Source organism: Clostridium sp. AM42-4, from assembly GCF_003480105.1.
Lineage (GTDB): Bacteria > Bacillota > Clostridia > Lachnospirales > Lachnospiraceae > Brotaphodocola.
In genome coordinates, this window is record NZ_QUIK01000024.1 from 1 (window position 1) to 26,571 (window position 26,571).

At 49.1% G+C, this 26,571-nt stretch carries 32 protein-coding genes and 2 pseudogenes; 29 read left to right on the forward strand and 5 right to left on the reverse strand.

Going from position 1 to position 26,571, the window contains the following annotated elements; genetic code table 11:
* Positions 1-59 precede the first annotated feature (59 nt).
* From DW922_RS15060 to DW922_RS15180, 24 genes and pseudogenes are all read left to right on the forward strand, one after another.
* Positions 60-143: pseudogene (locus tag DW922_RS15060) on the forward strand (Maff2 family protein); the annotation flags it as partial.
* A gap of 39 nt (positions 144-182) precedes the next feature.
* Positions 183-1,049 (forward strand): VirB6/TrbL-like conjugal transfer protein, CD1112 family, encoded by an 867-nt coding sequence (locus DW922_RS15065; RefSeq protein WP_009901636.1) that lies wholly within the window; start codon positions 183-185, stop codon positions 1,047-1,049.
* 41 nt (positions 1,050-1,090) lie between these two features.
* A complete protein-coding gene (locus DW922_RS15070) occupies positions 1,091-1,630 on the forward strand; it encodes an MT-A70 family methyltransferase (RefSeq protein WP_107001180.1) in 540 nt (179 codons plus the stop codon).
* 42 nt (positions 1,631-1,672) lie between these two features.
* Positions 1,673-2,095: a SpoVG family protein gene (locus tag DW922_RS15075; protein WP_227589684.1), complete on the forward strand. Its 423-nt coding sequence runs from the start codon at positions 1,673-1,675 to the stop codon at positions 2,093-2,095.
* A 9-nt stretch (positions 2,096-2,104) separates the two neighbouring features.
* Entirely contained in the window at positions 2,105-2,758 is a 654-nt protein-coding gene (locus tag DW922_RS15080; RefSeq protein ID WP_107001178.1) for a hypothetical protein, read from the forward strand.
* A gap of 44 nt (positions 2,759-2,802) precedes the next feature.
* Positions 2,803-3,189 carry a PrgI family protein gene (locus tag DW922_RS15085; RefSeq protein ID WP_016306500.1) on the forward strand — a complete coding sequence of 129 codons (387 nt, stop codon included), beginning with the start codon at positions 2,803-2,805 and terminating at the stop codon, positions 3,187-3,189.
* 79 nt (positions 3,190-3,268) lie between these two features.
* Positions 3,269-5,536: a VirB4-like conjugal transfer ATPase, CD1110 family gene (locus DW922_RS15090; protein ID WP_107001296.1), complete on the forward strand. Its 2,268-nt coding sequence runs from the start codon at positions 3,269-3,271 to the stop codon at positions 5,534-5,536.
* A 279-nt stretch (positions 5,537-5,815) separates the two neighbouring features.
* Positions 5,816-7,483 carry a C40 family peptidase gene (locus tag DW922_RS15100; protein ID WP_107001176.1) on the forward strand — a complete coding sequence of 556 codons (1,668 nt, stop codon included), beginning with the start codon at positions 5,816-5,818 and terminating at the stop codon, positions 7,481-7,483.
* A gap of 22 nt (positions 7,484-7,505) precedes the next feature.
* Positions 7,506-7,772, forward strand: coding sequence for a DUF4315 family protein (locus DW922_RS15105; RefSeq protein WP_005927622.1), 267 nt, complete (start codon positions 7,506-7,508; stop codon positions 7,770-7,772).
* Positions 7,759-8,406, forward strand: a complete 648-nt coding sequence (locus DW922_RS15110) for a DUF4366 domain-containing protein (RefSeq protein WP_107001175.1) — start codon at positions 7,759-7,761, stop codon at positions 8,404-8,406. The genes DW922_RS15105 and DW922_RS15110 overlap by 14 nt, the downstream gene beginning before the upstream one ends.
* Positions 8,403-8,600 (forward strand): hypothetical protein, encoded by a 198-nt coding sequence (locus DW922_RS15115; RefSeq protein ID WP_005927616.1) that lies wholly within the window; start codon positions 8,403-8,405, stop codon positions 8,598-8,600. Before DW922_RS15110 ends, DW922_RS15115 begins: the two co-directional genes overlap by 4 nt.
* A complete protein-coding gene (locus DW922_RS15120) occupies positions 8,601-9,002 on the forward strand; it encodes a cysteine-rich VLP protein (RefSeq protein WP_050005650.1) in 402 nt (133 codons plus the stop codon).
* A 132-nt stretch (positions 9,003-9,134) separates the two neighbouring features.
* Positions 9,135-9,725 carry a hypothetical protein gene (locus DW922_RS15125; protein ID WP_227589686.1) on the forward strand — a complete coding sequence of 197 codons (591 nt, stop codon included), beginning with the start codon at positions 9,135-9,137 and terminating at the stop codon, positions 9,723-9,725.
* Between the two features lie 12 nt (positions 9,726-9,737).
* Positions 9,738-9,920: a DUF4316 domain-containing protein gene (locus DW922_RS15130; protein WP_107001173.1), complete on the forward strand. Its 183-nt coding sequence runs from the start codon at positions 9,738-9,740 to the stop codon at positions 9,918-9,920.
* Positions 9,920-10,261 (forward strand): plasmid mobilization relaxosome protein MobC, encoded by a 342-nt coding sequence (gene mobC, locus DW922_RS15135; protein ID WP_015553878.1) that lies wholly within the window; start codon positions 9,920-9,922, stop codon positions 10,259-10,261. Before DW922_RS15130 ends, mobC begins: the two co-directional genes overlap by 1 nt.
* A 160-nt stretch (positions 10,262-10,421) precedes the next feature.
* Positions 10,422-10,760, forward strand: coding sequence for a hypothetical protein (locus DW922_RS15140; RefSeq protein ID WP_016306492.1), 339 nt, complete (start codon positions 10,422-10,424; stop codon positions 10,758-10,760).
* Positions 10,761-10,763: 3 nt separating this feature from the next.
* Positions 10,764-11,132, forward strand: a complete 369-nt coding sequence (gene vapD / locus DW922_RS15145) for a VapD family protein (protein WP_016306491.1) — start codon at positions 10,764-10,766, stop codon at positions 11,130-11,132.
* Positions 11,133-11,293: 161 nt separating this feature from the next.
* The gene (locus DW922_RS15150; protein ID WP_023042378.1) at positions 11,294-11,584 is read left to right on the forward strand and encodes a CD1845 family protein; all 291 of its coding nucleotides are present in this window, start codon (positions 11,294-11,296) and stop codon (positions 11,582-11,584) included.
* 79 nt (positions 11,585-11,663) lie between these two features.
* Complete coding sequence (locus DW922_RS15155) at positions 11,664-13,079, forward strand: relaxase/mobilization nuclease domain-containing protein (RefSeq protein WP_107001172.1); 1,416 nt, start codon at positions 11,664-11,666, stop codon at positions 13,077-13,079.
* Between the two features lie 635 nt (positions 13,080-13,714).
* Positions 13,715-14,251, forward strand: coding sequence for a hypothetical protein (locus DW922_RS15160; RefSeq protein WP_107001171.1), 537 nt, complete (start codon positions 13,715-13,717; stop codon positions 14,249-14,251).
* Positions 14,252-15,059: 808 nt separating this feature from the next.
* Positions 15,060-15,482, forward strand: a complete 423-nt coding sequence (locus DW922_RS15165) for a sigma factor-like helix-turn-helix DNA-binding protein (protein WP_107001170.1) — start codon at positions 15,060-15,062, stop codon at positions 15,480-15,482.
* 490 nt (positions 15,483-15,972) lie between these two features.
* On the forward strand, positions 15,973-16,173 hold the full coding sequence (locus DW922_RS15170) for a hypothetical protein (RefSeq protein WP_107001169.1): 201 nt from the start codon (positions 15,973-15,975) through the stop codon (positions 16,171-16,173).
* A gap of 400 nt (positions 16,174-16,573) precedes the next feature.
* On the forward strand, positions 16,574-18,082 hold the full coding sequence (locus tag DW922_RS15175; protein WP_107001168.1) for a recombinase family protein: 1,509 nt from the start codon (positions 16,574-16,576) through the stop codon (positions 18,080-18,082).
* A gap of 278 nt (positions 18,083-18,360) precedes the next feature.
* Positions 18,361-18,564 carry a hypothetical protein gene (locus DW922_RS15180; RefSeq protein ID WP_118727016.1) on the forward strand — a complete coding sequence of 68 codons (204 nt, stop codon included), beginning with the start codon at positions 18,361-18,363 and terminating at the stop codon, positions 18,562-18,564.
* A gap of 57 nt (positions 18,565-18,621) precedes the next feature.
* Here DW922_RS15180 and DW922_RS17825 read toward each other — a convergent pair whose 3' ends face one another.
* Positions 18,622-18,813 (reverse strand): hypothetical protein, encoded by a 192-nt coding sequence (locus DW922_RS17825; protein ID WP_147353387.1) that lies wholly within the window; start codon positions 18,811-18,813, stop codon positions 18,622-18,624.
* A gap of 268 nt (positions 18,814-19,081) precedes the next feature.
* Between DW922_RS17825 and DW922_RS15190 the strand changes: the two genes are divergently transcribed.
* The 5 genes and pseudogenes from DW922_RS15190 to DW922_RS15205 all read left to right on the forward strand — a co-directional run bounded on the left by DW922_RS15190 (position 19,082) and on the right by DW922_RS15205 (position 20,489).
* A complete protein-coding gene (locus DW922_RS15190) occupies positions 19,082-19,315 on the forward strand; it encodes a hypothetical protein (protein WP_118727018.1) in 234 nt (77 codons plus the stop codon).
* A pseudogene (locus DW922_RS15195) lies at positions 19,293-19,660 on the forward strand (hypothetical protein). Before DW922_RS15190 ends, DW922_RS15195 begins: the two are co-directional and overlap by 23 nt.
* Positions 19,657-19,824, forward strand: coding sequence for a hypothetical protein (locus tag DW922_RS17750; RefSeq protein WP_182436853.1), 168 nt, complete (start codon positions 19,657-19,659; stop codon positions 19,822-19,824). The pseudogene DW922_RS15195 and the gene DW922_RS17750 overlap by 4 nt, the downstream one beginning before the upstream one ends.
* 93 nt (positions 19,825-19,917) lie before the next feature.
* Complete coding sequence (locus DW922_RS15200) at positions 19,918-20,178, forward strand: type II toxin-antitoxin system RelB/DinJ family antitoxin (RefSeq protein WP_118727019.1); 261 nt, start codon at positions 19,918-19,920, stop codon at positions 20,176-20,178.
* A 107-nt stretch (positions 20,179-20,285) separates the two neighbouring features.
* Positions 20,286-20,489 carry a hypothetical protein gene (locus DW922_RS15205; protein WP_118727020.1) on the forward strand — a complete coding sequence of 68 codons (204 nt, stop codon included), beginning with the start codon at positions 20,286-20,288 and terminating at the stop codon, positions 20,487-20,489.
* Between the two features lie 34 nt (positions 20,490-20,523).
* On the opposite strand, the gene DW922_RS15210 is transcribed toward DW922_RS15205, so the two are convergent.
* The 4 genes from DW922_RS15210 to DW922_RS15230 form a co-directional block, all read right to left on the reverse strand.
* The gene (locus tag DW922_RS15210; protein ID WP_046438251.1) at positions 20,524-22,206 is read right to left on the reverse strand and encodes a recombinase family protein; all 1,683 of its coding nucleotides are present in this window, start codon (positions 22,204-22,206) and stop codon (positions 20,524-20,526) included.
* A 118-nt stretch (positions 22,207-22,324) separates the two neighbouring features.
* Positions 22,325-22,591 (reverse strand): DUF6870 family protein, encoded by a 267-nt coding sequence (locus DW922_RS15215; protein WP_007884026.1) that lies wholly within the window; start codon positions 22,589-22,591, stop codon positions 22,325-22,327.
* A gap of 469 nt (positions 22,592-23,060) precedes the next feature.
* Positions 23,061-23,471, reverse strand: coding sequence for a sigma-70 family RNA polymerase sigma factor (locus tag DW922_RS15220; protein WP_118727021.1), 411 nt, complete (start codon positions 23,469-23,471; stop codon positions 23,061-23,063).
* Positions 23,472-24,051: 580 nt separating this feature from the next.
* Positions 24,052-26,562 (reverse strand): ABC transporter permease, encoded by a 2,511-nt coding sequence (locus tag DW922_RS15230; protein ID WP_117536013.1) that lies wholly within the window; start codon positions 26,560-26,562, stop codon positions 24,052-24,054.
* Between the last annotated feature and the right edge of the window lie 9 nt (positions 26,563-26,571).

Here is a 26,571-nt window from a genome sequence, read left to right on the forward strand (position 1 = left end):
CCATATAGATTTTTTGTACGCCGCCGCCCGCCATCGAGCAGAGTTTTTACACCTAATTGGGGATGAAACAGCTCATGGCTGGCGGCGGTGTCGTTCTGATCGGCCTTCAGCTTATCCCTCTGCTGTCCGGTCTGTTCAGCTAAGTGTCACCCGTTGTCCCTTTTTCCAGAAGGAGCTGATGTATGGACTTTATCATCGACGCAATCGTTGAATGGCTGAAAGGTCTGCTCGTCGATGGTATCATGGGAAATCTGGACGGCCTTTTCGATAACGTCAATCAGAGCGTTGGCGAGATCGCCACACAGGTCGGCACGACCCCGGCGGACTGGAACGCCGGGGTCTTTTCCATGATACGACAGATCTCTGAAACTGCCATCCTGCCAATCGCCGGGGTCATCCTCACTTTTGTAATGACCTATGAGCTGATACAGATGCTCATAGAACGCAACAACCTCCATGAAGTTGACACATGGATGTTTTTTAAGTGGGTGTTCAAAACCTTTGTGGCTGTGATGATCCTGACGAATACCTTCAATATCGTGCTGGCGGTCTTTGATGTGAGCCAGCATGTGATACAGCAGTCAGCGGGCATTATCCAGAACGGGACAGAGATCACGCCGGATGTGCTGGACAGTCTACGGACAGAACTTGAAGCGATGGAGTTGGGTCCTCTGTTCGGACTCTGGCTACAATCCTTCCTGATCCAGCTTACCATGATTGCCTTAAATATCGTGATCTTCGTCATCGTATATGGCCGTATGACTGAAATCTATTTACTCACAAGTTTAGCGCCTATCCCGTTTGCCACAGTCCCCAACAGGGAAACCGGACACATGGGGCAGAACTATTTCCGCTCCCTCTTTGCGGTGGGCTTTCAAGGTCTGTTGATCTTAGTCTGTGTCGCAATCTATGCGGTGCTGATCCAGAGTATCGCCACCGACGGCGACCCCATCGGGGCGATCTGGGGCTGCGTGGGATATACGGTGCTGCTGTGTTTTACCTTATTCAAAACAGGCAGTCTTGCAAAATCCATCTTCGGCTGCCATTAAGAGACTTCGGGCCATGCTGACCCGAAGCGGAAAGGAGGATCATGCCGAAAGAAAAATTTTCGATAATCTATGCAGATCCACCGTGGCGGTATGAGCAGAAAAACAGGCAGGGATCAGCAGAGCTTCATTATCCCACTATGAGTATTGAAGAAATTTGTTCCCTTCCAGTGGCCGACTTGGCTGCAAAAGACAGCGTTTTGTTTCTGTGGGCAACATTCCCACAACTGCCGGAAGCCTTAAAGGTCATTAAAGCATGGGGCTTTTCTTATCGTTCTGTGGCTTTTGTATGGATAAAGAGGAACCGGCGCTCCTACTCATGGTTTTACGGTCTGGGGTATTGGACCAGAGGCAATGCAGAAATTTGTCTTTTAGCAGTAAAAGGACATCCGAAGCGTAAGTCTACCGGTGTTCACCAGCTTATTGTTTCCCCGATAGAGCGCCACAGTAAAAAGCCGGACGAGGCCAGGCGGAAAATTGTAGAACTGATGGGCGATATACCACGAGTGGAATTGTTCGCCAGAGAAAAAAAGCCCGGATGGGACGTGTGGGGAAACGAAGTTGAAAGCACTGTAAACTTGTAACAGCTTCGGGTCATGCTGACCCGAAGCGGAAAGGAGAAATCCATGCAGGAAAAAAATGCGGGCGGAACACCAGCTGCCCCTATAAAGCTGGATGTAAGCGTGCGGGTCATCGAACCTGTGAAAAACCTCATGGGCTTTGCCAGCGTGAAATTCAATGACTGCTTTGTGGTGGAAAATCTGAAAATCGTACAGGGCAGCAAGGGGCTCTTTCTTGGGATGCCCAGCCAGCCAGACGGCAAAGGCGGCTACCGGGATATGGCCTACCCTGTCACAAAGGAGTTCCGGGAACAGCTCAACACCGCTGTTCTGCAAGCCTATGAGGCAAAGCTGGAACAGATGGCGGAGCGTGGCTCTGTGGGGCGTGCATCCATCAGCGACCAGCTCAAAGCCGGAAAAGCGGCTGCCGAACAGGCAAAGGCAGAACGGCCTCCGAAGGAAAAGCCCAGCCGCAGCGCAGAGCGTTGACCTCGGGCCATGCTGGCCCGAAGCAGAAAGGAGGCGGGAACCATGCCACGCAAACGGACGGGCTATGACGCGGCCTGCTATTACGACGGAAAACTGCTGGGCCGCTGTACCAAAGCGGACAGCGATGCCTATACCCTGTTGATGAACGCCTGCGGCGGGGAGGCCGCCCGTGTCCTGCGGGAATACGCCTACTTTTCCCCGGAACTTCGCGCCATATTGGAAAAGGCGGCGCTCATGCAGGCGGACCGGAGCCGGACGGGCGGAATGTTCCATGCGCCGAAAAGTTCCCCGTGGGGTGATGTGCAGAGCTGTGAAACCCTCTGTCCAGGGGTGTTTCTGGTATCTACCGCCAGCCACGGCGGAACGATGGTGGCAAACGAGGTAGCCGCCGTCCTCTCCCCAGCAGCGAAAAAGTGCGGCTTCAAGGATAAGGGCTATATCTGCTATGAGGAGGACGCGCAGGAAAGTGTGGTGCTCCGGGAACTGTTGGACAAAAAGCTGTGGAACATACCTGACCGCATTAAGGACAAAGGGCAGTTTGAAGAAAACCTCAACCAGTCCATCCGGCAGTATAATCCCGAATACTGGCGGGCAAGGCAGAGCGGACGTAAGGCCGCCGAAGCCGCCCGCAGTACAGCCCCGGCCAAAGAGGCCGCAAGATGACCTCGGGCCATGCTGGCCCGAAGCAGTAAAGGAGGTGTACCCAAATGGCCTATGTGCCAGTACCAAAAGACCTTTCCAAAATTAAGACAAAGCTGGCCTTCAATCTGACGAAGCGCCAGCTTGTTTGTTTTTCCGGCGCAGCGGCGGTGGGGCTCCCGGCCTACCTGCTTTCCCGTGACAGTATCGGGAACAGCGCCGCCATGTTCCTAATGATCGGCCTCATGCTCCCGTTCTTCTTTCTGGCTATGTATGAGCGGGACGGCCTGCCATTGGAAAAAGTGCTGAAAAACATCATCCGCACCCGGTTCCTCTATCCCCGGGTGCGGCCTTACAAAACCGAAAACTTCTATGCGCTGCTTAGCGCCAGAAAGGAGGCGCAGCCGATTGCAAAACAGCAGAAGGGCCGGAAAGCCCGCAGGCAGAAAGCCTGAAAAGCAGGGCCTTACCGGCCTGTTCACAAAGGGAAAGAACATTCCCACCACCGCCCAGCAGACCCTCCCTTACCGGGAAATGTACCGGGATGGGGTGTGCCGGGTAACGGACCGCTATTACACCAAAACCATTGAATACGAGGACATCAACTACCAGCTCGCACAGTCCGAAGATCAGGCGGCCATCTTTGACGGGTGGAGCGCCTGCCTCAACTACTTTGACAGCAGCCTTCCGTTCCAGCTTTCCTTCCTCAACCACCGAAGCCGCCCGGGCAGCCGGTACAGCGTGAACATCCCCATGCAGGATGACGATTACAACAGCGTCCGGTGTGAGTATGTGGAAATGCTGGAAAACCAGATCGCCAAAAGCAACAACGGCATTGTCCGCACAAAGCTCCTGACCTTCGGCGTGAACGTGGACGACCTTTCCACCGCCAGGGCAAGGCTGGAACGTGTAGAGGCGGACATTTGCGGGAACTTCAAAAAGCTGGGCGTCAAGTGCCGCTCCCTTTCAGGGCTGGAACGGCTGGAGCTTCTTCACGGGCAGCTCCACCCCGGCAGCGGCTCCCCCTTCCGGTTTTCATGGGATATGATCCCCAAAACCGGGCTTTCCACCAAAGACTTTATCGCCCCGGACAGTTTCGATTTTCGTTTCAGCCGACTGTTCCGGGTGGGGACGACTTGGGGCGCTGCCTCCTACTTGCAGATTTTGGCCTCGGAGCTCTCGGACAAGCTGCTGGCGGAGCTTTTGGAAATGGATGCGGAAATGACCATCACCCTCCATATCCAGACCGTTGATCAGGCCGCCGCCGTAAAATCCATCAAGGCCAAAGTCTCCGACATTGACAAGATGAAGGTGGAGGAACAAAAGAAGGCAGCCCGGTCAGGGTACGACATGGACATACTTCCGCCCGACCTCGTAACATACAGCAACGACGCAAAGACCCTTCTGGAAGATTTACAGAGCCGGAATGAAAGAATGTTCCTGCTGACCTTCCTTGTGGTAAACATGGCTCCGACCCGCCGGGAGCTGGACAATGACCTGTTCACGGTGTCCGGTATCGTCCAGAAATACAACTGCACCTTGAAGCGGCTGGACTTCCAGCAGGAGGACGGTTTTCTTTCCAGCCTTCCGCTGGGCCATAACGGCATTGAGATCAAGCGCGGCATGACGACCAGCTCCACGGCCATTTTCGTTCCCTTTATGACGCAGGAGCTCCGCATGGATGGCGAAGCCGTCTATTACGGGCTCAACGCACTTTCCCATAACGTCATCATGGCGAACCGGAAAAAGCTCAAAAACCCCAACGGCCTGTTCCTCGGCGTGCCTGGCTCCGGCAAATCCTTTGCCGCAAAGCGGGAGCTTGTGAATGTGTTCCTTGCCACAAAAGACCGCATTATCGTGGTGGACCCGATGGGCGAATATTCGCCCCTTATCAGGCGGCTGGGCGGACAGGTCATCGAGATCGCCCCGGACAGCCCCCACCACATCAATCCGATGGACATTGATTTGAGCTTCGACGAGGAAAACCCGATGGCGCTGAAAGCCGACTTTATCCTGTCGCTGATGGAGCTGATCGTTGGCGGCAAGGACGGCTTGCAGCCGGTGGAGCGTACCGTCATTGACCGCTGTGTGCGCCAGATGTACCGGGAACACTTGCAGGACCCGGAAACAAGCAAAATGCCGACCCTCCAAACCCTGTATGACCTGCTCTGTTCCCAGCCGGAGGGCGAGGCGGTGCGGCTGGCGACGGCTCTTGAAATCTATGTGTCCGGTTCCCTTAACGTGTTCAACCATGAAACCAACGTGGACTTAAACCGCCGTCTGGTATGCCTTGACTTAAAAAAGCTGGGAGCCGGGCTTCGGACGATTGCCATGCTCATTATGCAGGACTTGGTAAACTCGCAGGTGTCCATGAATTTCCTCCGCGGTATCGCTACATGGTGCTACTTTGACGAATTTCATGTGCTGCTCCGTGACCGTCTGACGGCAAGCTATTGTGTAGCGATCTGGAAAATGCTGCGGAAAAAAGGGTGCGTTCCGAGTGCTTTAACGCAGAACGTAAAGGATTTTCTGGCAAGCCCGGAGATCGAGAACATCTTTGAAAACTCGGACTTCCTTGTGCTGCTCTCGCAGGCACAGGGGGACCGGCAGATTTTAGCCAAACAGCTTGGGATCAGCCCCCACCAGCTTTCCTATGTGACCCATACCAATTCCGGCGAAGGGCTGCTGTTCTTCGGGAACACCACCATCCCGTTTGTTGACCGCTTCCCGCAGAACACCGAGCTGTACGCCATTATGACCACCCGCCCGGAGGACAAAAAACAGGAAATGAACCGGGCATAACACACTTCGGGCCATGCTGGCCCGAGGTTTGGAAAGGAGGGATACATCATCGGAAAGAAACCGGACAAACGGAGTTTTCAAAGGCCGGGGCCGACGGAGGATACCGGGGGCAATCGCCCCGGACCGGCGGAACGGGAAGGGCCTTCCCCTGCACCATCCCGACGCCTGCGGTTTGAGGACGAGGATACCGGGCAGGACAGCCCTTCGGGCCACGATGGCCCGAAGTCCAAAAGCGGCAAGTTTCAAGAGGACAGCCGCAAAAGCCGTCCCTCTGACCGCATGAGGCAGGAGGATGAAGCGGGCGGGCCGCAGGATACCAGCAAGGCACAGGAGCCGGAGGGCTCCGCAGAGAATGCCGGGAGCAAAAAGGACAAGTACCAGAAAGCACAGGCAAAAGCGGAACACGCCGGGAAAAAGCTGGGAAAGGCTCGGGAGAAACTGGACAAGACCGAGGCAAAACGGGCAGCGAAGAAACCGCCGGGGCTTGCAAAAAAGGCAGTCCGGGGAGCCCGTACAGAAGCATGGTTCTATGTCCACAACAAGATCCACGAAGTCGAGCATGAAAATGTGGGTGTGGAAGGAGCCCATAAGTCGGAACTTGTGGCCGAGGCCGGAGCCCGGAAACTGACCCGGTATGCCAAACGCCGCTGGCAGGAACACCCGGCCCGGAAGGTGGCAAAGTGGGAACGGAAGGACATAAAAGCCCGGGCCAATATGGATTTTCAGAAGATGGCCTCCGAGCACCCGGAGCTTGCCAGCAATCCGCTTTCCCGTGTGCAGCAGAAATGGAAACTGAAACGCCGGTATTCCAAAGAAGCAAAGGCGGCTGCAAAACAGGGCGCAAAGGCCGCAAAGAAAACCGCTGCCGCTTCGGGAACTGCGACCCGGCGGGCGGCGCAGTTTGTGACCCGTCATCCCGTGGCGGTGCTGGTCCTGCTCCTGCTGTTGCTGCTCTGTTTTCTTGTGTCGGCGGTAAGCTCCATCTTCCCCACGCTTGGCAGCGGCCTTGCCAATGCGTTATCCGGCACCTCCTACGCCTCGGAGGATACGGACCTGCTGGGCGTAGACGAGGACTACACGGCGCTGGAAAACGAGCTGGCGCAGACGGTGGCAAACATCGAAAGCACCCATCCCGGCTATGACGAGTACCGCTATTCCGTGGACGAGATCGGCCATAACCCCTATGAGCTGGCGTCCTATCTCTCGGCAAAGTACCATGTGTATTTCCGGGAACAGGTGCAGGACGAGCTGCGGGAGATCTTTGAGGCACAGTATGAACTGACCTTGACGGAGGAAGTCGAGATACGCTACCGCACCGAAACCAGCACCGACCCGGAGACAGGGGAAACCACCACCGAGGAAGTCCCCTATGAGTATTACATCTTAAATGTGACCCTCACAAACAAGACGCTGCCTGCCGTGATCCTGCCGAGGCTTAACGAACAGCAGCGGGAAATCTACACCGTTATGCAGCAGCTCAAAGGCAACAAGCCCTATCTGTGGGAAGGGATTTACAACGGCGGCGAAGATACCGGCCCCAGCTATGAGATACCCGGCGAGGCGCTGGATGACCCGGCTTTTGCGGCGCTCATGGAAGAAGCCACAAAGTATATCGGCTGGCCCTATGTGTGGGGCGGCTCCAGCCCGTCCACCTCCTTTGACTGTTCGGGCTTTGTCTGCTGGGTGTACACGGCCAGCGGCGTCCACAACCTGCCCCGTACCACGGCGCAGGGCATTTACAACCAGTGCGCTATCATTTCTCCCTCCGAGGCAAAGCCCGGCGACATTATCTTTTTCACGGGAACCTATGACAGCCCCGGCCCTGTGTCCCATGTGGGGATTTATGTGGGCGACGGGATGATGCTTCATTGTGGTTCGCCCATCCAATACGCAAACATCAATTCAAGCTACTGGCAGACACATTTCTATGCCTTCGGGCGTTTGTGAGCCAGAGGAAAGGAGTCCTTGCATGAACAAGATCGACAAGCTCGATAAGGAACTGGAAAAAGCCCGGGAGAAGGCAGCCGAGTGGCAGGCCAAAATCCGGGAGCTGGAAAAGCAGAAACAGGAGGAAGAAAACAGCCAGATCGTGCAGGCGGTGCGCTCGCTCAAACTGACCCCCGCCCAGCTTATGGCTTTTTTGAATGACCCCAAAAACAGCCTTACCGCTTCGGGCCATACTGACCCGAAGCCGGAGGCACCCGAAAAGGAGGACACAGCCCATGAAGAAAACTAAATACCGCAGGCTGGCGGCGATGGCTGCCAGCCTTTTGTGTTGCCTGATCTTTACGGTCCCGGCCTACGCCCAGAGCAGCGAGCCGCAGCCGGAGACAGCTCCCGCCCCGGTGGAAACCGAAGCGGAGCCGGAAACCCAGAACCCCTTTACCCCGGACGGGACGGGAACCGTGGTGGACAACGCCACCGACGAGGACGGTAAAGAGTTCTACACCATCACCACCGCAGACGAGAGCGTGTTTTATCTGGTGATCGACAAACAGAAAACCAGCGAGAACGTCTATTTCCTCAATACCGTTACCACAGACGACCTTCTGCCTCTTGCCGAACAGGGTAAGGAACCGCCCCAAGAAGTGACCCCGGAGCCAGAGCCAAAGCCCACCGAACCTGTGGAGGAAGTACCGGAACCCGAGCCGGAGAAAAAGGACAGCCCCCTTCTCTCTCTGCTCCTGATCGGTGCGGTGGTGCTGGCCGGCGGTGGGATTGGTTACTATTTCAAGATTTACAAGCCGAAGCATGAGGCCCCGGATTTGGAGGATGATTACTGCGAATATGAGGACGGGGAGCTGGAGGAGATCGCAGAGGAACCCGAGGACGAAGATACCCCGCCGTGGGAGGAAGATACGGAGGAATGAGAATGAATTTTACAAGCAGCCCTTTTGAACGAATGATGAAGGAAGTACCGCACCCCGGCTGGGACAATGACGATCCTTGTAAGGGATGCCGTTACTACAAGGAGTGCAAAGGAAAGAAAAAACAGTGCCGGAAGAAGTTCCGGGCGCTGATCGTGGAGCCCCGCCCTTCGGGCCATCGTGGCCCGAAGTCATAAATGGACGCCCGGGAGCTGACCCGTGACGAGAAGAAGAAAATCCGCACTCTGGTCACGGGGATGTGCGCCAACTATGACCGGGAAAGCGGCCTGTGCCTTCCTCTTGACTGTGCCTGCTATATGCTGCACAAGTGCTGGACAGGGGCGTACTGCCGTTATTTCCGTGAGGCTGTCCTGCCTCTTAACCCGGAGCTTCAAGCGTCGCTGACAACGGAAGGCATCTCCCCGGAGCTGCGGGCCTGTGCGGTCTGCGGAAAGGCGTTTTTGCCCGAGGGGCGTCAAGCCTACTGTTCCGACGCCTGCAAGGCCGAAGGGAACCGCCGGAAAAGCCGGGAACGCATGAGGAAAATGCGGGAGAAAAGGCCGGGCGGCTGTTACGATTTGCCGCCTCCAAAGGCTTGACATTCCGGGCTTTTTTGAGGGTGTTTCCGGGGTGGGAATATCTTATTACATTCCTCCCCGGTCTGCCCTCTTATTTCGTAACATCCAGCACTTCGGGTCATGTTGGCCCGAGGCACAGAAAGGAGGGATCTCTTGGAGACAGTACAAGGATATGTGATTTTGAAAGCTGCCACCTTTGAAACTGGACACGGCTTTGCGCTTGGGCATAATCCGGGAGCGCCGAGCCCCTTTGTGACCTGGCAGTTTACCGAGGGGGAAAACGGCCATCGGGATTACTACTGGGGCCGCTATGGAAACAGCCAGGCATGGGCGCAGCGGGATTTTGACCGCCGGGTGGACGATTATCAGCAGCTTTACCATGCGGCGGTCAAGCATACCGAGCTGGGACCGGAAGGCGTTTACCGCTATTATTCCACCCAGCGGCCCGTGGACATAGGAACTTACCCGAAGCCGCCGGATAACCAGCCTCTTTCCATTGTCAACTACGACGATGACAGGCGGCGTCCTGTGGCAGACGGCAGGCTGATGGCATGGGGCGAACTGACCTACACAAAGCCGCTGACCGAAAAGCAAATGGAGGATTATGAACTGAAACCAGCACCGGGCAATCCTGACCGGGTGCGCTCATCCATTACCGCCCGGCTCAAAGAAGGAACCAGAGGGCAGGAACCCCCGAAGGAGCCCGGCCAGAAGCGGAGCCATAAAAACCATGAGGAACGATAAAGGAGGATCGCCATGCACGAAAAAGACAACTATCTGAAAACCGCCGAGCTCTCCACGGAGCAGAACTGCAACATGATTGACGGCGTACCCAACAACACGCCCATCCAACCCACGCCCCCGGAGCTGGACGCAAAACCGCTGGATAAGGTAAAGGAACCCAAAAAGCGCCGGAAAGGCCGGGAGCTGGAACGATGATGGAGAACCGCAAGCGGAATGTCCATCTGCACGTCATGGTAACGCCGGACGAGCTGGCAGCCATCCATGAACGGATGGCCGAGGCGGGCATTTCCAACGCCGGGGCCTATGTACGGAAAATGGCTCTGAACGGGTATATCCTGCACATCGACCTTGCGCCCGTAAAAGAATTGATCTCTCTGCAACGGCGCTGTTCCAACAATCTCAATCAGGTCGCCGTACACGCACACACCTATGGCGTGTACCCGGAGGAAATCGACGGATTGAAGCGGGACTATGAAAAGCTGTGGGGCGAGGTGTCAAAAGTGCTGCGGGAGCTTTCCGAGCTGGTGGCAAAGTAAGACGAGGGCGGCAGGCTTCCGTTGTGGGGCTTGCCGCCCTGCTCTTTTTTTACCACTTCGGGCCAGCATGACCCGAAGCCCGTCATAAAAAATTCAGATTTTCAAGATTGTAGAACCAGCTCTATAATGATATAATAATTCAAGAAGGGAGGCTGATACCATGCTGAAAATGGTTATTCGCATGAATGATGATAAAATCACAGCCGAAAATAAGTACCGGCTGGATGGCATTTACAACACAATCAATCATACATTCCAAACCGTGGGCCTTCCCCGTATGGAGGATGGTTCCGGCGCTTTGGTATTCCGTGACTGCGGCAGAGCGAGGGATTTTAGTCTGTTCGGCCGGATCGTCAATACCTTGAAGCGGCAGACATGGTTCATGGATAATGTTTCTGTGTGGCGTCTTTGTGACAGTGACGATTCTGACAGTCCAGATGATTTCAATGAAGAAGATCTGTTGACCCACTATCAGGAAAAAACAGCAATGAGGGCTTGAGTTTTGGAGAGAAAATATTTCAAAGCCTTAAATTTTGATCTGGACACCCATCAATTAAAAGAGCATTACCCCGGAGCCAATTACCGGCAGGCGTATGACGACTTGCGCCGGTTCTTCAAACGGCATCGTTTTTCTCACCGTCAAGGCTCCGGCTACATATCGGATGATAAGCTGGCAACTGCTGATATATACGACTTGATGGATGAATTAAGCAGACAGTTTCCGTGGATTGGAATATGCGTGAATAAAATTGATGTGACCAACGTGGGACGGCAGCACGATTTGACAGAGCTCTTGAAACCAGCAGAGGATATTGTTATCGACACTTCGCTGCTGACAGTTCCCGATTGCCCGCAGCAGGAAACAGAATAGCAGAAATTTGGCAGGACATGAATGTGTCCTGCTTTTTCTGTTTTCGGGCCATCATGGCCCGAAGGTTTGGGACAGGATTCACTAATCTTTCGCAACATTTATGTCCCCGGGCAGGCATGATAAAATAGAGGTAGGAAGGATAGATAAAGGAGGTTTTGGAGATGAAGATACTGCTGAAAATATTGGTTGCTCCCTTTGCTTTAGCGTTGTCCCTTCTGGCGGCTCTGCTGGTATTCCTGTTTGATATTTGTGCCGTCCTGCTGACGATTGCCTCTGTGATTCTGGTGGTGCTGGGTGTCGCTCTCTTTTTCACGCCGACGCCCATAGGCGGGATTGTATTTCTGTTTCTCGCTTTCCTTCTTTCGCCGTATGGACTGCAAGCGGCGGCGGGCTCCCTTCTTTGGGCGCTGGACGGAGGCAAATCCGCTCTGTACCGGTTTCTGGCAAGTTAAACAGCCTCGGGCCATGTTGGCCCGAAGTCGGGGCGGTCTGGATGGGCCGCCCTTTTCTCATGGAAAGGAGGGATGATTTCTGGCTACCACAACTTTGTTGCAGCGCCATGCGGGCGAAGGCGAAACGATTGCCGAGGCAATCCGGGATTGTCTGGACTATGGCAAGGACCCGGAGAAAACAGAAAGAGGAAAGTATATCTCCGCTTATGAATGTGATCCGGCCACCGTGGCGGACGAGTTCCTTTTGGCAAAAGCCAGCTATGCCGCTATGACGGGCCGGGAACAGAAAAAAGAAAATGATGTGCTGTGCTATCAGATACGACAATCCTTCTATCCGGGCGAGATCACCCCGAAGGAGGCGAACCGTATCGGCTATGAGCTGGCTATGCGCTGGACAAAGGGGCGGCACGCTTTTATCGTTACCACGCACACCGATAAGCAGCACATCCATTGTCACATTTATTACAACTCCACCACCCTTGACTGCACCCGGAAATTCCGAAACTTTTGGGGCTCCAGCTTCGCCCTCCGGCGGCTCTCTGACAGGCTGTGCCTTGAAAACGGGCTGTCCATTGTAGAGAACCCGAAGCCCCGGAGCAAGGGCAAGTATCGGAATTATGGAGAATGGCAGAAAGAACGAAAAGGGCCGCTTTCCTATCAGGACAGACTGCGCCTTGCCATTGATACTGCGCTGGCGGAACGCCCCGCTGATCTGGACGAATTTCTCAATCTGATGAAGCGGGCCGGATATGAGGTCAAGACGGTTCGGGGCGGCGGTATCAGTTTCCGGCTGACCGGGCAGGGACAGGAACGCTTTACCCGTCTGCGGGCTTCCACGCTGGGAGACGGCTACGACTTGCAAGATGTTCTGTCTGCCATTGAGGGCAAAGAAAAACGCCCCGGGCGCTCGGAACGGAAAATCAGTCTGGCGGTGGATATTCAAGCAAAGCTGGCTGCCGGTAAGGGGCCTGGATATGAACGCTGGGCGAAGGTATTTAACATTAAGCAGATGGCCGCCGCTCTTGCCTATATACAGGACAATAACCTGACCGATTATGAGCAGTTGGCGCAGAAAGCCACCGAGGCGGCAGACCGTTTCCATGCTATTTCCGAGCAGGTCAAGCAGACGGAACAGGCTATGAAAACCAATGCCGGGCTAAAGGCTGCAACGGTTCAGTATGCCAAAACCCGCCCAGTCTTTGAGCAGTATAAGGCGACGAAGTACAGCAGGAAATTCCTTGCGGAGCATGAGGCCGACCTTGAACTGTACCGGGTTGCACAAGCGGAAATGCGCTCTCTGCTGGGCGGGGCAAAGCTCCCCAAAATGGATGTGCTGAAGGAAGAAGGCCGTAAGCTCACAGCAAAGAAAAAACAGCTCTATGGAGAATACCAGAAGGCACGACGGGATATGCAGGAGATCGTCACAATCAAGGCGAACATTGACACTCTGATGGGCTACACCGAGCCGGGAAGAAAGCAGGAAAAGGAGCGTTAAGGTTATGAAAATAAGGAGCAAAGCGACGCTGACACTTCGGGCCATGTTGGCCCGAAGATATGGGTTTGGGGCGAGCCCCAACAAGCAGCCTTTGTGCCACTTGTGGCCACAGAGGCATTGCTTGCCATTTAGCTATTTAGCAATATACTGCAAAAAAGATTATTGAGTTTATACAACATCTATTGTTTTACGCAATACCTCCTTAAAATATCTATATTAAGAAAATTCGCCACAAATTTTCGGTGATTTATCAATCGCTTTTCGAGTTTTTATATGTTTATGCAAAAAGAATGATATTTTTTTTATATCAACAAGTTCTCTTTCTTTTTATCGTTTTAACTCAAACATCAAAACACAAAACTTGAATACCCGGTTTTTATATCAGAAAAATATACGATATATGTTGATAATTAACAATTTATTAAGTTTTATTTACCATTTTTAGATTATATTGCATATATAGGGATTCTGTGGTATACTACAGTTAGTTATAAAAAGCTCATAACCGATTAGTAAAGGGAGGGATACCATTGGGGCTATAGAGGAGGAGAATTTGAGAGAATAGTGCCTTACATAATGGTGGGCGCTAAAAAATCTGAGTTTGTTACTATGGTAAAGTCTCAAGGAGGTCATTTATGAAGAAAGGTTTGAAAAAGGCATTGGGTCTGTTGGTAGCGCTGAGTCTCATGGTAGTTGGTAGCGCATTTAGTGCTCTTGCTGCTGATTCTCCAGAACAGAGACAAACATTCAGTGTCGATCTGAATAATTTTGACGAAAGCCAGCCCTATTCGGAAACATTACATTTCGAGAAGGACGGTCAGCCGGTAACAGTGACACTTAGCTATACGCCTCCTTTAACTCGTGATCCTGCTACTGAAGGAACGTGGAAATCGGATGCATTTTGGGGTGTCGCAGGTATGGATTACAGATTTGACTTATCAAAGAGTGGTAGCCAGTGGAAAATTTCTAATGCACGTGATTTAAATACCTACTGTGTTGGCGGAACGGTTGAAGATGAAAGTTTAGCCATTGGCCGTGCAACATCTACCTCAAGCAAAGCGGCCGAAGTGACTGGCTCTATGAGAGCAAATGTAGTCGGCGGAGTAGGAACACTTTCTTTCGCTTTAAGAACGGAAGTTTTTAATGGAGAAGTTTCTACCGTATTAAATTAAGAATAATATAAGTAGAGTCCTATTCAAAAAGGTGTTGATGTAAATATGTCGGCAATGTCTATATTTTTTCTAGTTGTATGCTCCGTCCTTGGACTTGGTGTTTTATACTGTATAGCTCGAATTATAGGATGGCTATTCAATCAGATAAAAAATAATGCTGATTAAGTGAAAGCAATTATACAATTTAAAAGGGTTGTTGCAAAGAGAAAAGTAATGTTCTGTATATGGTAGATTTAATAATTGACATATACTATATATAGTAAATTGAGTCTGTTTTGTAACAACCTTTTTAAAAGAAAATTTTTAGTAACAATTAGATAGAGTAGAGGTACGTTAACCATTAACATATCCTCTACTCTATTTTTTTATTTTTGCCTCCTATCTACGACAAATTTTGCAAAAAATACATTATATGATAATAAAAGAACTACGAGATTTTTACGCGGAGGTTGCTAATAACATGAGTTAGATTATTGAGAAAAAATAGATGAAGCAACGCCCCTTTTGCTTTACCTCCTCCTAGATGGGAGGAGTTTTATTCCAATTTAAACTTTTTTAAGGCTCAAACAAGCTGTTATTTGTTTGAGCTTTTTTTATGTTCGACACCTTATTTCAGGATTTGCTATCGAAACAGAGCCAGTCTTGAGATAAGCTGTCGAGGCTTTTTTAGAACGAGTAGCCATCTTTACTATTTTATAGATTTTTCACTGTTATTTTTTGAAAATTTCAGAAATTTCAGCCTACATATACGCTCCCCGCCGCTTCTGTTTTGTTGTCCATCCATCACAAAACAAAGCGGAGGTTCAATATGGCTATTATAAATTTACGGGACTATTACCCTTTTTATACGTCAGACTACTTTATGGAAGTACCAGAAGATGTTGTTGAAATGTTCAAGGAGTTTGACCGGAAGGAAGCCGCTTACCGTCTGCGTACATACCGGCACAAAGCCTATTACTCCCTGGATCGGAATGATGGAATTGAGCATGAGGCGCTTTTCGTTGCGTTCTCTCCCTATGAACTGTATGAGCGTAAAGTGACGATACAAGAACTCTATACCGCCATCTCACGACTGCCCGACAAACAGGCAAAGCGCATTTACGCTCATTTCATTCTCGGCTTGACGAAACAAGACATTGCCCGGGCCGAGGGTGTGGATGAAAAGGTCGTGCGGCTCGCCATTGAGCGCGGCCTTCGGAACTTGGAAAAAATTTTAAAAAAATTTTTATAAGGTGTACCGATTTCGCCTCAAAAATGAAATGGCTTATGAGAGGCAGTCAAAGCCTCGGGCCACATTGGCCCGAAGCGGGACACGCCTCACGCAGATTGAAAACTGAATAAAAGATAGACGGATACGAAGGGTGCTTGTGTCCAGTGACAGGCCCGCCATGACCTCTATTTTTACACTAGAGAGAGCGACCAGGCCCATGCCGTAGGCAGACTGTGGCAGGTCTGCCGGACAAAACACAAAACCCGGATACTTGCGATTAGTCACAATCCGAGCGTGCAGCGGTGTTGCGAACCGTGAGCCGTCGCAGGTAATGAGATCGCCTTGCCATCAGAATGGGGAGAGCTGAAATGCTATGGGACAAAAAGCCAACTGTCCGTCCGGTCTATCTGAAAAAACTTTCTAACCTGTGGGGCCCTTCCTCTATTACTGTCTGATGATAGGGCAACCGTTCTGGCTGGGCCCCATATTTTTCTATGAACAGGAGAATTTTATGAAGGAAAATATATCTAGTCCAGAATTAACGCTGAATATATGGAGTAATGACGCCTGCCGGGGCTATGTGATTATGGCCATGCAGGACTGTGGATTCACCCATAAAGATATTAGCCGTGTAGTAAATCAGCTTTATGGAGTGTTTGACTTATACACACTCAACGAGGCTGAACAGAAATATTATAACGGCGATTATTAGCTTCGGGCCAACGTGGCCCGAGGCTGGGGAAAGCTCAAAGGGCAGTTCCTTCCAGGGAGCCGCTTTTTTAGGTTTCCCCAGCAGACAAGAGGGAAGCTGGCCGCTGTTCATCCGTACTGAAAAGTGGAGGTTTTCGATGGTTCAATCTGTTACATACCAAAGCGAAAAACAATCCGTATATTTTCAAGGGAAACTTATCGTATTGGAAAATCTAATTCCGGTACTATCCCCGGATGAAAAGAACAAGCGAAAAAGAGAAATCGAAAATCACTTATATGATGTGTTCAGTAAATACACGGACAGATTTTACTAATCAACCGCAACATTGTTGTCCGGGGCTGCCTATGGTATAATATAATTGTAAGGTTGGTAGCTCCATTCCATACGGAAGGAGCCCAATATGGACATTATCAGAGAAGATTGTATATACGCGAGACAGTCGGTAGACCGTAAGGACAGTATCAGCATTGAAAGCCAGATTGATTTTTGTAAGTATGAGCTGAAAGGCGGAAGCTGTAAAGTATTCAAGGATAAAGGCTATTCCGGGAAGAATACGGACAGGCCGGAGTTTCAAAAGCTGTTAGGAGAAATCCGAAAGGGCCGGGTGCGGCGGGTAATCGTTTATAAGCTGGACAGAATCAGCCGTTCCATTCTGGACTTTGCAAACATGATGGAGCTGTTCCAGGAATATGACGTGGAGTTTGTTTCGTCCACAGAAAAGTTCGACACCTCAACCCCAATGGGGCGGGCCATGCTGAATATTTGTATCGTATTCGCACAGCTTGAACGTGAGACAATCCAGAAACGCGTCACGGACGCTTACTACTCCCGGTGCCTGAAAGGTTTTCACATGAGCGGACAGGCCCCCTATGGTTATCAGTTGGAGCCGACAGTGGTTGAAGGTATCCGCACAAAAAAGATGGTGGCAGACCCCGAAACTTCCCAATATGTAAAGCTCATGTTTGAAATGTATTCCGAGCCGGAAACGTCTTTTGGTGACATTACACGGTACTTTGAGGAACAGAACATCAAAGTTTACGGTAAATCGCTATTCCGTACCTTTATTTCACAGCTTTTAAGAAATCCTGTTTACGCACAAGCAGATTTAGAACTCTACGAATTTTTTAAAAGCCAGGGGGCGGCTATTGTCAATGACGCTTCCGATTTTGCCGGAACCAATGGCTGTTATCTCTATCAGGGCCGGGACGTGAAGGAGGATAAAGACAGGAGCCTGAAAGACCAGATACTTGTAATCGCTCCACATGAAGCGCTCATACCGTCTGATGTATGGCTGAAATGCAGGAAGAAGCTAATGACAAATAAGAGTTTTCAACAAGGACGTAAGCCGAAAAATACATGGCTTGCCGGAAAAGTTAAATGCGGGTGTTGCGGATATGCCTTAAAGGCAACACACGTTCCGAACAGCGAAGGCTATTTTCGCTGTAGTAAACGGACTGAAAATAAAGGCTGCCCGGGCTGTGGTAAAATCCGTAAATCTGAATTTGAGGAATTTATTTTCAGTGCTATGCGGGCGAGATTTAAAAATTTTCAAGTCCGCCATAGCCGGGAGGAAAAAGTCAATCCCAAACTGACCGCCCATCAAATTGAACTGGCGCAAGTTGAAGCCGAGATTGAAAAACTACTTGATACGCTAACCGGAGCCAACGCAACACTTCTTGCCTATGCTAACAAAAAAATTGAAGAACTGGACACTCGCCGCCAGACCATTTCAAAGGAGATTGCGGAAATGTCCATTGAAACAATGTCACCCCAAAAGGAGCAGGAACTCTCTTATTACCTCGACCATTGGGACAGCATTGAATTTGACGACAAAAGGAAAGCCGTTGACGGCCTGATTATTTCAATCAGCGCAACTAGCGACCACGTTCAAGTAGAGTGGAAAATCTAAGCTCTAACTTCTGGATTATCCCACTCTACTTACTTTCAAATCTATCTTTTCTTTTTAATCTTGTTTGTACCCCTTGTACACCGTTGCTTCTGAAAGCTTATACACAAAAGATTATCTTTCAGGCATATTTTTTAACGGATATCATCTGATTATGTCTGCTTTTTTATTGTAAAACTGGTACCTTATCCACAGTCAGATTGACGAAAGTATCCTTTCCGGCAATTCGCTTTTTTTCTGTTGTTTCTGCTATACTTTTGTCAGGAAAGAGAGGACGGCTTATGAGTTACAGTTCAGGAACGACGGTAGATTCTGTAACCGCGTCTGACAGAGAAGCAGATGCAGCGGTGTCCGTATCAGAGGAAGATTCCGCTTCTGTAAAAGGTGATGTAGACGCGAGCGCCATAGATGGAGTAGGTGTCTCTGCTGACAATGGAAAAGCAGAGCAAGATAGTATATATTCATACAAAAATCAAGGAGTCTGAGAAATCTCTCAAGCTCCTTTTCATATTAAAAACGAACTGAGTTCGTTTTTCAGTTTCTTATCCAAATGTTCCCTCTACCGCTGTAATAATCACTTCAGTTCGCGGATTATCTTTATCCCAGTACACGCGGCTCCCATCGGTGGAAACGATAATCTTTGCATTGTCATCGGATAAAACCCCATAATGGACCAGAATATCGTGCAGGGCTTCATTGAGATTGGTCAGATCCACACGCCGTCGGGTGGGCATATAGAACTTGGCAGCTACATTAACCGGTTGATTAATGCCAAGTACTTTCAGAAAAACGGAACAATCTTTCTCATAATGTCCGTATTGCGAAGAAGGCCGCACAAAAGGTGTTTTCTTGTCATCAGTAGTTTTTTTCCAGCAGATTTGCTGATGATTTTTAAACTGAGGGTTCATTTATTACATGGACAAGGTATGGTAAGGTAGAGATAGGCGCCATAGAAGATATTTTCACTATATTAATAGAAATCGCTGAAAGGGGAGAATATAAATGCTTACAGACAAAACATATTTGGGAATTATGCGAGCTGCAATCAATGTGAAGACTGGAGAACCACATACAGACTGGCGCTTGTCACATGTAGGACAGAAAGGTCTAATAGTTGCTCAGCCAGATGATGAGCCTGGAAAATATGTGGTGTACCTTTTTATGAAAAACTACAATTATTTCCATTCTTCCAGGGGTGAAGGAGTGATAAATCATGAGTATGATTCAGAAAATTGAAATTGACGGAAAGCAGGCGCCGTTCAAGGCATCTACGGCGATTCCCCGCATTTACCGTATCAAGTTTCACAGGGACATTTACAAAGACCTGGATGCGCTCGGCAAAGCGGTGGGGAACGGCGATGCGGAAAACTCCCACCTGGATATGAAATGTTCGAGAACATCGCCTATGTGATGGCAAAGCACGCAGACCCGTCTATTCCTGACTCTCCGGAGAAATGACTGGATGAATTCAGTACCTTTTCCATTTACCAGGTGCTGCCGAAGATCATCGAACTGTTGGGACTGAATGTGCAGACGGATGTTTCTTCTAAAAAAAACTTCGCCCAACTGACCGCCAAATGACAACACCGTTATTGCTGCTGCGCTGCGTACAGCTTGGCATTTCTATTCGTGACCTCGATTTGCTCACGATAGGAATGGTCAACGATATGTACGCAGAAAGCGGAAATAATGAGTATAAAGGCTATTCGCAGATGGCTACGCAATCTGACATGGATGCCTTTTAACAGAAAGTTCACAGCTCACAGCTCATATAATGACACTATATTGACATGACACGAGTATGTGAGTATACTGTAAACCATGTGGAGGTTTTGCGTATGCCAGCAACAAATCTGAACATCCGAACGGATAAGGAAATCAAAAATCAGGCTGAGGAGATTTTTAATGAACTCGGTCTGAATATGACAACTGCGATCAATATGTTTCTGAGAACTGTGGTTCGTGAATACGGCATTCCATTTGAATTAAAACTGGACGTGCCGCAAGAAACAGCGGCAGAAGCAGCTTTAGAGAGCAAGAAAATGTTGTCTGACCTTTCAGAATGTAAATCCTCGAATGAGGAAACAATGAAAGGATAAATCTGAAAAACGAATCAGCTGATGGAAAAATGCACGCTCTGCAGATGCGGTATTTACATCAGTCCCTTCCACATATTTCTATGAAATAAAAAGTGGAGTCAAATTGAATGAAAACACAAGCAGACAAGAAGTCAGTCAAAGACATTCAGGAGTTAAAGCAGAGATTTACTAAGTTTTCCATAGGTTTATTTGCAATTTTGACGCTTTCAATCACATTGTTGGCATCAGCATATACATATATTCTGCAAAAATCGTATACAGATATCGCCCTTGAAACGGAACTCAAACGTGATATGATTAGCGCCTATTAGGAAAACACACTGTCAAAGGGGTTTGTAGCGGGGGTTAGCCCGCTACTGCGGTATCTTCCGTAGTGTTGATTTCAATGTACTCGGCAATCTTGCGGAGCTCGTCAGCAAATTTGAATTTCACGCTGATATTGCCGTTTTCATAGACCTTGATATAGTCCACAAGTTCAACCAAGATTTCACGGTTGAGGGCTTCAATGTTCTGATACTTCATAAAGGCTACCAGTGCAGGATGCTCATTGTCCACACCGTTTGCCAGTTCTGCGCGTTCAGCGTTCAGCCGGGTAAGCACCGCGGAAATATCAGAAGTCTGCCGTTCATAGTCAGCCTTCATATCCCGGTATTCCTGCTGGGTGATTTCACCGTCTTTCCAGTCCTGATAAAGAGATTGCTTGTAGCGTGTTATCTTTATCAGTTCCCGCTCTTTTGCAGCTATCAGATCATCCAGTCGGTAAGACTGGCTTTTTTTGATTGGAGCGGAATTGATCTGCGTTACGATTTCTGAGTAGGAAACAGCTAAATGTACCTGATGCTGTACGGCGAACAGAACAGCAGCCTCCAGCCGTTCATGCTTGATTGAGTGCATGGTGCAGGCTGTCCGGGAACGGTTCTTGTAGGTTGAGCAAGAATAATATACATTGTTGTTCTTGCTAACGCATCGGGTAATGGCCCGCCCGCAATCGGCACATTTCAGAAAGCCGCTGAATAAATGTACCTCACGGCCTTTCGGGGAAGTACGGGTATCACGCTGTAAGAGAGCCTGTACCTTATCGAAAGTTTCATAGTCGATAATGGCCTCATGTGTTCCAGCCACTTCCACCCATTCCTCGCGGGGAACAGCTTCAATCTGGTGTACCTTGTAGCTTTTCACCCGGCTCCGGCCTTGGGCTAAGTCCCCGGTGTAGGTCGGATTGGTAAGAATGGAGTGGATCATGCGGGCTCCCCACATAGGATCGTCATACCCTCTTGTCGAAACAGGCAAGCCCTTTTGTACCTTGTAAGCCGAGGGGCTCGGTACGCCGTGTTCGTTCAGGTACAACGCGATAGCACGTTTTGATGACCCTTGAATAAGCATTGTGAAAATGAGTTTGACATTTTCAGCAGCATCGGGATCAACAATCAGCCTGTGCTTGTCCTTTGGGTGCTTTACATAGCCGTAAGGAGCAAATGCTCCGATATACTGGCCGTTGCGCCGTTTGTAATCAAATACCTGCCGGATCTTTTTGGAAGTCTGATAGCAGTAATTATCGTTCATCACGTTTGTAATGGGAACGATGATATTTGAAACGCTGTCGGGGTTCTTGTAGCTGTCCACATTCTCAGCAAGGCTGATAAAGCGAACACCCATTTGAACAAACAGGTTGTCGATCAAACTTCCGGCATCGCTATAATTTCGTGCGAAGCGGGACAGGTCTTTTACTATAACGCAGTTGATTTTACCACTCATGACATCCGCCAAGAGCCGTTGAAAATCTTCACGGTTAGCGTCCGTTCCAGTATGTCCGTCATCTACATATTCCGTGATACTTTCAAACTCGTCAATGTTGCGTCGGTAAAAATCGTTCAGTAGGTCACGCTGGTTCTTTACGCTGTTGCTATCGTCTTTTCCTTTTTTCAAATCTTCCTTTGAAAGCCGGATATAGATGCCCAGCCGCCAGCGGCGGATTGTGTAAGAGGGAGAGAAACTCTGCTGATACCCTCTGTTTTTTGCTCGTGCCATTGTTCCTCCTTCCCTATCACATTACACTTATATTATAACTCTGTCCGGGGAGGACAACAAGGATGCCTCCGCTTCGGGACACTTTGTCTCGAAGAAGCAAAACGAGCTGTAACCGAAGTTACAGCCCGCTTCTTTGCCGCAGCAGGAAATCCGTCAGCTTATCTTGGAGAGATGGCCCGCTTTCAGCAAATTCAATTTTCACGCCAACACCACCGATGCAAAAGCAGTATGGATTTTTGACAGTCTGCAAAAATCGAGAGATGCGCTCCTTTCGGGAAAGCGCATTGTCAAAGGTCATACCGCTCACATCAGGCAGGGACTCGGCAGCCACCGCGCCAATGTCAACGCTTCTCATTTGTTCAAGTTCCTGTGTAGTTAATTTCACGGTAAACCTCCTTCGCAGATTGATAGAACGCCTCCCGCTGTTTGGTGGGGAAACGCAACAGGCCAGCACCACCGGGATGCTGGCCTGTTGCCTTACTCCACCTTGGGACACTTTGTCTCGAGGTTTATTATAGTTTTTGAATATTAGAGAGCGCCGCACATATTTACTTGGCCTGTCCAAAGACAATCGTTATTTTCTGTGCGGCGCTCTCAACGCAAGTAAAGCGACAAGCCCGGAGGAACAGGCAGCCAACCTGTTCAGCGCCGGATCATGGCCTTGGGATGGCCGGGCCCATTTACAGTGTTGGTGTTGTTCGCTCAATCTCTTTTGGGAAATGTCACCGCGCACCCACCGTCTGGCTCCACGTACTTACTCAGGGTTGCCGTTATTCCCTCGCGTTAGGAAGAAAACCTCCTCTCATAAACCGAGACATTTTTTCATCAATTCCAAGTGGGTTAAGAAGAAAAAATCAAAAAGTTTTTTTCATGCGTTCAAGGCCACGCTTGATCGACTGGCGAATAGACTCCTCATGTACGCCCTCGGCCTCGGCAATTTCCTTAATCGACTTGCCAAGAATGATATGTGCGTCAATTCTGCGGCCCTGGATCTCCGGCAGAGAATTGAGAGCGTTCCACAGATGAAGAAAGGTTTCCATCCGTTCAAGGAGCTCCTGCGGGGTCGGCTCATGCAGGCAAGCGGAATATTCAATCCCGTCATCGCAGTCCAGAGAATACTGCGCCTTGTGCCGGGAGAGCCGCCGCTGGTAGGCCATTTCATAGCGGGCATCGGCCTTGAATACCTCGGCCACCTCGTCAGAAACTTCGATAAGCTGATCCTGCGTGTACCAATAATAAAAATCTTTCAAATTGATAGTAGTCATCGTAAAATCCTCCATTTCAGTTTGTTCGGGGTTGGTCGGAAACGAAATGGAGCAACGGCGGAGAACGGCACCGCACCTCGGGACACTTTGTCTCGAAGTCTGGAAAGCAAAATGCGCCTGTGCGACACAAGGCCGCACAAGCGCACGAAAAAGTATTATCGGTTATGTACTGTTTAATTTCATGTTCAAAACCGGACTGCTCCGACGGAGGGGCTACGCTTTTTTTAGCTGGTGCAGATCACGCGAACAATGAAATAATAAAATGAACACGGCAAAATAACCTCCCATCGGCTACCGTGTCCCTACAAGTCGTCATTGGTTTGTGTAGACGCAAAGAAACGGCGGCTCTGAAAATCAAAGCCGCCGTTTCAAATGGGCGTGTTGATAGGCTGCTGTACGACGGCTTTTTTTCTTTTGCCGTCGTGCGGCAGCTTGTTCCTTTTGCGCTTATCTTAACAAGCAATCCTCACAGAAATGTCACTGACACACGCTGTTTCGACAGAATAATGGGCTGAAATCTCACGAACCTGTGAGATTTGAAAAACCGGGAGAATAATCTCCCGGTTTTCATCGCAAATATTTAATTCTGCCGCAGTCTCTCTACAACGCTTTGCTTAACATTTTGCATGAAAGTTATGACGGGGGTTGCCAAGCAGACCAGCAAAACAATAGCTGCGACAACCAACAGAGAAATTACAGGATAGTGAAAAGCTGCATAAGGAACCATTCTTCTAAAGGCTGAGTATATTGGAATATATATCGCTGTTCCCAGTGTGGCAAGCAGTAGGAAAGAAATACTCCAATAATACCCGCCTTCCCAAAGCAATACATTTCTAATTTGCTTTTTCGTCATTCCTATACTTTCAAGTGTTGCAAATTCATGTTTCCGAGTATTTACACTAACAACCATTGTGTTAATGAAATTCATAATTCCTATCAGCAAAAATACAGCGGACAACCCTGCGGCTATAATCCTTGAGGTCAGCAAATATCCGGCCATTTCTTGCTGCTTTTCATATCGTGACAGAATCGTAATGCCCGGTGACGAAGCAGTAATGGATTGAAGCTGCTCCATAATCCCTTTGTCATAACTGCTATCAATCGTATCAAAAGCAATCCGAAAGATTTTGGTTTCTCCAGACAACTTCTCTATTGCCTGCTCACTGATATACAAATCAGGGGCAGTACCTCTCTCATTTCCTCGACCACTCTGAAAATCAGCGTCCAGAAAGCCAGTTGCCACTGTAAAGACCTGTTCCCCGGACTCACCGACAACGGTGATTGCTTGCCCTGGCTGAATCAATAGGTTTCCCTCATCATCCGTCATAGCGGACAAAACCACCAACTCTCCCTTTTCAAAGGCGGTTAAGTCAATAGGCTTATCAAGCGTTTTATTAAGTTCTTCGATATATCTGGAATCTATTCCGTAAACGCCGCTCCAAAAATTATCTGTATAGTTTTTTCGTGTTTCCGCATTTGAAAAATCAAGACCTGATACGCCATCCAAGGAATCAATATATTTCCCGAATACATTTTCGTCGTAAATGACATCCATAGTGGGCCACGGTGAAGCAGAATAAGTGACGCGCAGATTTTCAATTCCCTGCATTGTTTCAATTTGCTGCAACATTTCATCAGAGAGCAGGTTTCCTTCTTCGGAAATGCTGTAAGTCAATGCGAAATCACTTTCTCCCCATTGATTTACAAAATTGTCGGGACTTAGGCTTGATAGTAGACCAGCAGAAACCAAAAACAATATTAAGCCTAAAAATAAGGACGCAAAAGTAAGGAAAGCGCTTTTAGGGTTTCTAAAAATATTATCTCGTGCCATCCGAGATAATTTTGTTCTATGGCTCTTATGATCTCGGTAACTCCTTGTATTTGCCTCCGTATAGCGTGAAGCCGCAACAGGAGAAATACTTGCAGCTATTTTCGCTGGTTTCATGCTGCCGATGATTGCAGTAAAAAATGTGAAGATTGCGGCACCCGCAAAAATAATGGGGGAAAAGGACACTATCTCCCCAAGGTCTGTATCGCTTGAGTACATCATATTCATGGCAAACGGAACAAGTCCAAGCGAAACAATACCACCGACAATCAGGCCGCTGGGAATACCGATCACCGCCGTTCTGAATATTTGAGAACGCACGATCCGCTTGATTTGTCTTTTTGTCGTGCCTATCGTTTTAAGCTGTCCATAGAATTGTGTATCTCTTGAAATTGAGATATACAGAATGTTATAAATCAGCAAATAGCCGCTGATAATGATAAATACGATAATAGCAGCCAGTGGAAGAACAATGGTGGTGGAATTGCTCTGAGCAATAGGTACAATTTCAAAGGACTGACTTTCTGTAAACGAAATCTTCCGTTTTAGTTTTTCACAGGATCGCAGGGCATTACTGTCATCAGAAAAAGAAATCATTGCGGTAGACACACTATCAAAGGGAAGCCCTGTTTGTGTTGCAAAAAGCTCCGAAACATAAGCGGCACCACGGTTGCCTGCACGTGAAGCCGAATAATCTGTGTAATAGCCCGACAAAACAAATTCATCGGAGATATATTGATAATCTGTTCCGAGTTGATAGGAAAGGGAAATATTCATCCCTATCTGTGGATCATCAATCCCCATTGCACGCAAAGCCCATGTAGGGAGCATAATTTCATTTTTTGCTTGCGGATAATCTCCGTGTATATCCGAAATTGTTGGTACACGGTGTTCTTGCCATTCTGTTTCGTCTATCCAAGTAATACTCAGCAGGGCATCGTCCATTCCAGATGTATCAATGCTGCCCAATCTCTGACTGACACCAACTACGGATACCAAGCTGGATCGGCTCAATTCTTCATATTGTTCTTCTGAGAGGCTTGTAATTGCCACATCCGCAGTCGTGCCCATCGCACGAATTTGCTGCATTTGATAGGTTTCAAAATAACTGCACCCCAAACTAAATACAGATGTAATCATAAAGGCGGTCAAGAATAATGCGATGGTAACGAAAACATTTCTCTGCTTATTAGCGCGGTAGCTTCTTTTGGCAAGACGATTGATTGTTGCCTGATTATTGTTCCCAAATAAAATATCATCCATCAATGTCAC